This is a genomic window from Actinoplanes sp. KI2, assembly GCF_025630775.1.
Classification (GTDB): Bacteria; Actinomycetota; Actinomycetes; order Mycobacteriales; family Micromonosporaceae; genus Actinoplanes.
The window spans coordinates 22,674-29,746 of the sequence record NZ_JAOSZE010000076.1 but is presented as its reverse complement, the minus strand read 5'-3'; the positions used below and the strand labels follow the sequence as shown (position 1 = coordinate 29,746).

The window sequence follows — 7,073 nt, the reverse complement described above, 5'->3', positions numbered from 1 at the left end:
CTGAAGGGTTTCGTCAAGAGCGGCCTGATCGCTGGGACTTCCCAGACGGTGAAGGTCACCATTGGCGCCGGTGACCTGTGGTTCTGGGACGACGTGAAGCACAAGAAGGTGTCCCCCACAGGTGACTGGACCATCCTGGCCGGTCCGAGCTCGGCCGGCGCAGACCTGAAGTCGGTGCGCCTGCGAGTGACCGGACACCGAACGGCCGGCGTCGAGGTGGTCTCGGCCCAGCCGGATGCCACCGAGTTGAGCCTGGACACCCCCGACAACCGGATCAACGCCCAACTGTCGGTCACCAAGCACGACACGACGTTCTGGGATCTTTCCGATCGGGCGCTCAAGGTCAAGTACACCTCCTCCAACCCGGCGGTCGCGACGGTCGACGCCGGCGGCTCGGTCAAGCCCGTGTCCACCGGCGCCGTCCTGATCACGGCAAAGGCCACGGCCGACGGGGAGAGCAAGTCGACCACATTCCCGGTCGTGGTGACCTCCGGCGCACCGGACGCCACCGGCTCGGCGTTCCCGAACTCTTACACGTCGCGGGTCGACTTCGGTGACCGGAAAGTGACGCTCGACCAGGCATCCTCGGGGACGAAGCTGTCCGCGAGTGTGTTCCCGGCCAACCCGACAACGACGTACAGCTACCGGATCGCCCCGATGGACACCAACACCGCCGGAGCGAGCGTCACCTCGGCGGGAGTCCTGACTGCGGGCAGGACCGGGCACGTACGGGTCACTGTCACAGCAACCGGTGCCGGCGTGCAAACGTCAGAATCCGCCCTGGTCACGATCACACCCAGGTGCCGGCTCGGCGGCGTGGGGCCACCGCCGGCCGGCGGCTCGCCCCGGGGTGCCGACGAGTTGCCGATCGACCGGGGCAACGGCTCCGTTCAAGCCATCGCCCAGACCATCAGCTGATCTCGCGTCACGTGGCCGGCCGCGAACGATCCTCCCGAACAGCCGGGTAGCCCGAGGGTGTCAGGTCCTCCGGCTATCCGGCAACGCGGCTCCGCCGCCTCGAATCCTGTTGGCAGGCCGGCGGGTAGCGGCAAGCCAGCAGACCGGCGGCGCCGGTCCGGGAGAACCAGACGGTGTAGCACCGCACTCTCGGCACCCCGCAGGTCAGTGGTGCAGGTGCGAGCGTCGTAGTCGGATCCAGCGGTAGCCGTAGCCATCCAGCTCAAGATCGCACAGGTCGAGGTCCGGGTATTCGCGGTCGCTGAACACCTCGACCGGCTGGCTGTCGTCGTCGGGTTTGACCGGCAGGCTGATCCGGGTCGGATGGTCACTCAGGTTGTGCAGGAACACGATCGAACCGCTGGGGGCGTCGGCGCGGTGCGCGAACACGTGGGCCGGCTCGACTCGTATCACACGGTGGTCGCCGACGCCGATCTCGCCGCACTCGAGCCTGGTGTGCAGCATCCGTTCGAACCACACCAACAGCGAGTCCGGGTCCCGGCGCTGGTCGGTCACGTTGACCTGTTCGTACGAGTACGGGCCCTCGCTGATCATCGGGCGGACCAGGTCCTGCGCCGCCGCGGTGCTGAAGCCGGCGTTGGGGGTGGGCGACCACTGCATGGGCGTACGGATCGCATCACGCTCCGGCAGTCGCAGGTCCTCGCCCATGCCGATCTCGTCGCCGTAGCGCAGCACCGGGGTGCCGGGCATGGTGAACTGAAGGCTGTGCGCCATCCGCAGCCGGCGCTGGCCGCCATCGAGCATCGTGGCCATGCGGCGGCGAATGCCCCGGCCGTACAGTTGATGGCGGCGTTCGGGGCCGAAGGCGGCGAAGATTGTCTCCCGTTCGGATTTCGGCAGGTTTGACAGGTCGACTTCGTCGTGGTTGCGGAGAAACGTGGCCCATTGACCGTGGCGGGGCAGGCGGGGCAGCGTTGCCAGCGCCTCGGCGACGGCTTTGGAATCCTGCTGGGCCAGAGACAGCATGAGCGCCTCGTTGAGCCGGAACGCGAAGAGCATCTGCAGCCGGTTCGCCGCTCCGTCCGCACTGCCGAAGTACTGGATCAGGTCGTCGTTGGGCACGTTGGCCTCGGCCAGGAATACCGCGTCGCCGCGACGCCAGGACATCCGTTCCCGCAGCTCGGTGAGTACCGAGTAGTCGCGGTTTTCCGGGTCTCGGCCGGGCTCGGTGCATTCGATCATGAACGGCGCGGCGTCGATGCGGAACCCGCTGACCCCGAGCCGCTCCCAGAACGACACGACCTTGGCGAGTTCTTCGCGTACGTGCGGGTTGGCGATGTTGAGATCGGGCTGGAAGTCGTAGAAGCGGTGGTGGTACCAGGCGCCGGCCTGGTCGCTGTAGGTCCAGGTCGTCTCCTGGACACCGGGGAAGACCATGCCTTCGCGGCGGTCGGGTGGTTCCTGCTCGGACCAGACGTACCAGTCGCGGTGTTCCGAGCGGGGATCGGAGCACGCCGACGTGAACCAGGGGTGCCCGTCGCTGGTGTGGTTCAGCACGAGGTCCAGCATGATTCGCAGGCCACGTTCGTCGGCGACGTTCATCAGCTCGGCGAAGTCGCCCAGACTGCCGAGGGTCGGGTCGATGTTGTAGTGGTCGGTGACGTCGTATCCACCGTCGCGCCATGGGCTGGGGTGGATGGGGCTCAACCACAGTGTCGTCACGCCGAGCCGGCCGAGGTAGTCGATCCGGCTGATCAGGCCACGCAGGTCACCTATGCCGTCGCCGTCGGAGTCCTGGAACGCCCGCACATCCAGGTTGTAGATGACCCCGTTGCGGTACCAGCGTTCAGCCACCGTCACCCCTCGAAATGCCCAACCCATAGGGGCACAGCCGAAGCCCCTGTCGATCACTGGCTCAGCATTGCCGCTCCTGCGGTCGACGTCGATTGGCAGCACTGCCAATAGCGCGGCTGTCAGTACTCGCCGCCGAGCGTGCGGGGCGCAGGAATTCGAGGCAGGGGCATGGGCATTTCTGCCAATACCGGCCTAAGGGAAGGGCCGCGTGTAATGGAGACCAGCTCCGGCCTGGAGCGTCTGAGGAATCCGCGACGAGGAGGCAGCGTGAAGGCGGTGGTCTACGAGGGGCCGAGGCGGGCGATGGCGGGGGCGGGTGCGTGACATGGCTGGAGAGCTGAACGGACGCCGGATCGCCATCCTCGCGGCCGACGGGGTGGAGCGGGTCGAGCTGGAGCGGCCGCGGCAGGCGCTGGAGGGCGCCGGCGCCCGCACCGTCGTCGTCTCCATCAGCAGCGGTGAGATTCAGGCGCGTGACCACGACCTGGAGGACGCCGGCACCTTCGCGGTCGACCAGCTGGTCGGCTCGGCGTCGGTCGAAGACTACGAGGCGCTGCTCCTGCCGGGCGGGACGGTGAACCCGGACAAGCTGCGGATGGAACCCGCCGCGGTGAAGTTCGTCCGAGACTTCGTACGGTCGGGCAAGCCGGTCGCTTCGATCTGCCACGGCCCGTGGAGCCTCGTCGAGGCCGACGTCGCACGTGGGCGCCGGCTGACTTCGTGGCCGAGCGTGCGCACCGACCTGCGCAACGCCGGGGCCGAGGTGGTCGACGAGCAAGTCGTCACCGACGGCAATATCACGACGAGCCGGTCACCCGACGATCTGCCGGCGTTCTGCGAACGCATCGTGCAGGAATTCGCCAAAGCACCGCAGTCCGCCGACGTGAGAGGCCGCCGATGACCGCGACCTCGCCGATCGGGAACGTGGCGTCCCTCGCCGCCCGCGACGCCGGGCGCCACGTGCGGGCGGCCGTCAACCCGTCCGCTGCCCGCCCGACCGGCCACGCCCGGTCGGGGAGGTGACCGGCCCGCGGTCGACGATTCTGTCGTGGCGTCGCTTGCTGATCTGTCTCGGCGGAGGGATATGCGCGGCGGGACTGATGATGCTCCTCGGCCTTCCGGAGATGGCGATACTCGTCGGTTGGGCCGTCGCCGCCGGCGGCCTGCTGGTCTGGGTGTGGCGGATCAGCTGGCCGTGCGACTCCGACGGGACAAAACGGCTGGCCGAGGACGAGGGGCGGACCCATGTCACGGATGCTTCCGTGCTGGGTGCGGCGGTGGCCAGCCTGGCCGCCGTTGTCGACGCCCTCGCCGGGTCCGGTATGCACGACGCGGTCGGCGTGGCCACCGGGGTGCTCGGCGTCGTAGTGGTGGTCCTGTCGTGGGCGCTGGTCAATATGGTCTTCGCCCTGAAATACGCGCGCTTGTACTACTCGGGCGGGGACGGCGGCATCGAGTTCGGCCAGGGAAAACCGCCTACTTACAGCGACTTCGCCTATGTGGCGTTCACCGTGGGGATGAGCTTCGCGATATCGGATACGCAGGTTGTGGACACATCTATCCGTAAGGTTGCCCTAGGACACGCAGTGCTGTCCTTTCTGTTCGGGACCGTCGTCATCGCGGTGGCGGTGAACGTGGTGACCAACCTGGGGCAGTAGTCACGAGCCTGCTCCGCTGCGGGCCGGTCGTCGTTCATGTGGGGAAAACGACCGGCCCGGTGCCACGAAGCGGTCACGTCAGTCCGGCGTTGGCGTGCGTGATCGCTTCGTCGACCCGCAACGCGAGATCAACGTCCTGTGCGGTGACTGCGCCCGCGTTGGTGGTTCTGACCAGAAACTGGGCGGTCCGCTCGTCGGGACGACTGATTCGCGGCCCGCGGCCCAACTGCTGCTTGAGCCGGTCCACTCGGAGCAGCACTCGTTCCAACTGGTCGGGTGGTAGCACCAGGGTGCGGGTGATCGCGCGCGAGTCGCCGGTCCAGTCCGGCAGCCGCCGTAGCGCCGCCTGTAGTTCCTCCTCGTCGATCGCGGCGGCGTGGCCGTCCGGCCCGACCAAGCCACCGCCCGGCTGCGGCGGCCGGGTCAGCTCCGCCAGCTCGTCCGGTAGGTGCAGGGCGCCCAGGAGGTCAGGGTCCTGCGCGGCGACGGCCGCGAGCACCGCCTGGATACGCATCCGAGCCTGTTCGGGCGGGCAACCCAACTGTCCGCCTACGTCCTGGACGAAACCGATCACGTCTGTTCGCCGGATCGGGGTGCTGAGGTCCTGCCCGTCGGTCAGCTCGGGCGGCACCACGTCGAGCAGCCGCCGGCGGGCTACCTCATCCACCATGCGGGCCAGGACCGAGACCGTGGCCCGGCCGGCCTCGCGCGCGGTGTCGAAGTCTGCCCCGATCTGCTCTGCCGCAGACGTCACCAGTTCCCGGTAACGCAGCCGTAGCGCTCCCGTGTCCGGGGTATTGTCGCCGGTCGGCGGGGGCCGGCGCGGCCAGGTCGGATCGGGTTCCGGTGCTTCCTGCGGCCGAGGTGCCCGTGGCCCGGGCTTGTTTGCACCCTCCGGAGGCGGCCCGTCCTGCTCCGCCCGTTCGGCATGCTTGGCATGGCGCCGCTGTTTCGAGGAACCCAGGCTGACACCGGCCTCGCTGGCCTGGTGCCCTTTCTCCTGGGCCGCTCTGGCCAGGGCGCGTCGCTTGCGGTTGTCGCCTTCCATCTCCTTAGCCATGCCGTGGCGTTCCCCGAGGCTGGGTGTCCATGCGAGAGGTCCGAAGAATCTGCCGCGTCCTCGATGTCCTTACTCGCAGTGCCCGTAGGGCCAGGCCCGTAGCGCTGCGTGTCGGGCCGAACTCACTGTGTGCGGCGAGCCCCTTGACCGCTTGGAAGGCCGGCCGTGCGGATAGGCAGTGTGCGCCCCGCCGGATACCCAGCAGCACGGACACAACCAAGCACGCAGCGACTTTTCGCGCCATCTGTTCGGGTGGGGTCACGGGCGTGTACGCGTCGCAGCGCATGGAACCCCCCATAAGGCACCCGTGATGACGGCTTGTAAACGCCCTGTCACGAATGTCGAAGGTGGATAACAACTACCCCCTGCCAGGGTCGCGCACCGGCCGTCAACCGGGGCAGGCGACGGATGCAGTCGCGATCTTGGTACGCAAACAGGACAGTGCGAAACATCGTCCCGCATTGATTGACCAGTGCAGTTTTCGACGGAACGGAGAGGCTATGCAGGAGCTCATGACGAGCGCGATGGCTCTTGCCGTGGAGATCAACCGGATCACCGCTGGGTGTGGTCCTCCCCGAGAGCTGCCGGGCCTGTGGGATCCGTTGCGTGAGATCGTGCCGTTCTCGGCGGCCTGGCTGGGGGTGCTGGACGGCCTTGGCCACCGTTTCCTGACCGCCGCCGCGTTGGGCCATGACGCTGCGGCGCGGACGTACATCGAGTCGCGCGGGTACCGCTCCAAGGTGGAGTCGTCGGGTGTGCTGGCCGGTCGCCGGCCGATACGCCTGCGGACCGACGGGAGGCCGTCGGCTTTTCCTTCCCCGGAAGGGCTGTGGTCGTCGGCCGGGCAGCACGACGGTCTCGGGATGCCGCTGATCGCCATGGACGGACGACCGGTCGGCCTGCTCATTCTGCTCACCGAGGCCACCGGCCAGCCCAGCGACCCCGACTGCCAGGTGATCGGCAAGATGGCGCCGATGATCACCGCAGCGATCGACCCGATGAACTCGATCACCGGGTTGGCCGGTCTGGTCGTCGACGCCCGCGCTTCGGCGGTGATCGGCCCGGGCTCCGCGGTACACCCGTTGCCCGGGTCACCAGCGCATCCGCTGCTGGCGACCGGCCGCCGGGTGGTCGCCATCGCCTCGGAACGCCTGCGGACCCACGGCAGCCCCACATCCTTCCTGTACCCGGACCCGAGCCGCGAGACCGACGACTACCTGCGCATCACGGTGATCGCCTGCCCGCCGATCCCGTCGTCGCCGTTTGTCCAGCTCATGATCGCGTCGCCGCCGGGCGATCTGCACGGTCTGACCCGGCGCGAGCTCGAAGTGCTGGGGTTGGTGATCGACGGCGCGACCAATCGGCAGATCGCCTCGACGTTGTTCATCACCCAGCGCACCGTGGCGGCACACCTGGAACACATCCGGGTCAAACTCGACGCGCCGACCCGCACCGCGGCCGCCGTCCGGTCGCTGGACCACGCCCTGTTCCTGCCGCCCAACCTGGCCGGCCCGCACGATTGACCCTCTTGCGGATCTGCGAACGAAATCAGGCGGCGGATCGAGTCGTCCTGCGACCAGCCG

General features: G+C 68.3%; 7 protein-coding genes. 5 read left to right on the top strand and 2 right to left on the bottom strand.

Annotated features, from left to right (window positions below; translation table 11 throughout):
- Positions 1–918, top strand: a 918-nt coding sequence (locus ODJ79_RS44510) for a fibronectin type III-like domain-contianing protein (protein ID WP_263029794.1), incomplete at its 5' end; no start/stop codon positions are given.
- A gap of 204 nt (positions 919–1,122) precedes the next feature.
- Here the strand turns inward: ODJ79_RS44510 and ODJ79_RS44505 are convergent.
- The gene (locus tag ODJ79_RS44505) at positions 1,123–2,772 is read right to left on the bottom strand and encodes an alpha-amylase family protein (RefSeq protein ID WP_263029793.1); all 1,650 of its coding nucleotides are present in this window, start codon (positions 2,770–2,772) and stop codon (positions 1,123–1,125) included.
- A gap of 325 nt (positions 2,773–3,097) precedes the next feature.
- Between ODJ79_RS44505 and ODJ79_RS44500 the strand changes: the two genes are divergently transcribed.
- The 3 genes from ODJ79_RS44500 to ODJ79_RS44490 all read left to right on the top strand — a co-directional run bounded on the left by ODJ79_RS44500 (position 3,098) and on the right by ODJ79_RS44490 (position 4,430).
- Positions 3,098–3,673, top strand: coding sequence for a type 1 glutamine amidotransferase domain-containing protein (locus ODJ79_RS44500; RefSeq protein WP_263029792.1), 576 nt, complete (start codon positions 3,098–3,100; stop codon positions 3,671–3,673).
- Positions 3,670–3,795 (top strand): hypothetical protein, encoded by a 126-nt coding sequence (locus tag ODJ79_RS44495; protein WP_263029791.1) that lies wholly within the window; start codon positions 3,670–3,672, stop codon positions 3,793–3,795. The genes ODJ79_RS44500 and ODJ79_RS44495 overlap by 4 nt, the downstream gene beginning before the upstream one ends.
- A gap of 77 nt (positions 3,796–3,872) precedes the next feature.
- A complete protein-coding gene (locus ODJ79_RS44490; RefSeq protein ID WP_263029790.1) occupies positions 3,873–4,430 on the top strand; it encodes a DUF1345 domain-containing protein in 558 nt (185 codons plus the stop codon).
- 73 nt (positions 4,431–4,503) lie between these two features.
- On the opposite strand, the gene ODJ79_RS44485 is transcribed toward ODJ79_RS44490, so the two are convergent.
- Entirely contained in the window at positions 4,504–5,478 is a 975-nt protein-coding gene (locus ODJ79_RS44485) for a DUF2267 domain-containing protein (RefSeq protein ID WP_263029789.1), read from the bottom strand.
- A 512-nt stretch (positions 5,479–5,990) separates the two neighbouring features.
- Here ODJ79_RS44485 and ODJ79_RS44480 point away from each other — a divergent pair.
- The gene (locus ODJ79_RS44480) at positions 5,991–7,013 is read left to right on the top strand and encodes a response regulator transcription factor (protein WP_263029788.1); all 1,023 of its coding nucleotides are present in this window, start codon (positions 5,991–5,993) and stop codon (positions 7,011–7,013) included.
- Positions 7,014–7,073: the final 60 nt, after the last annotated feature.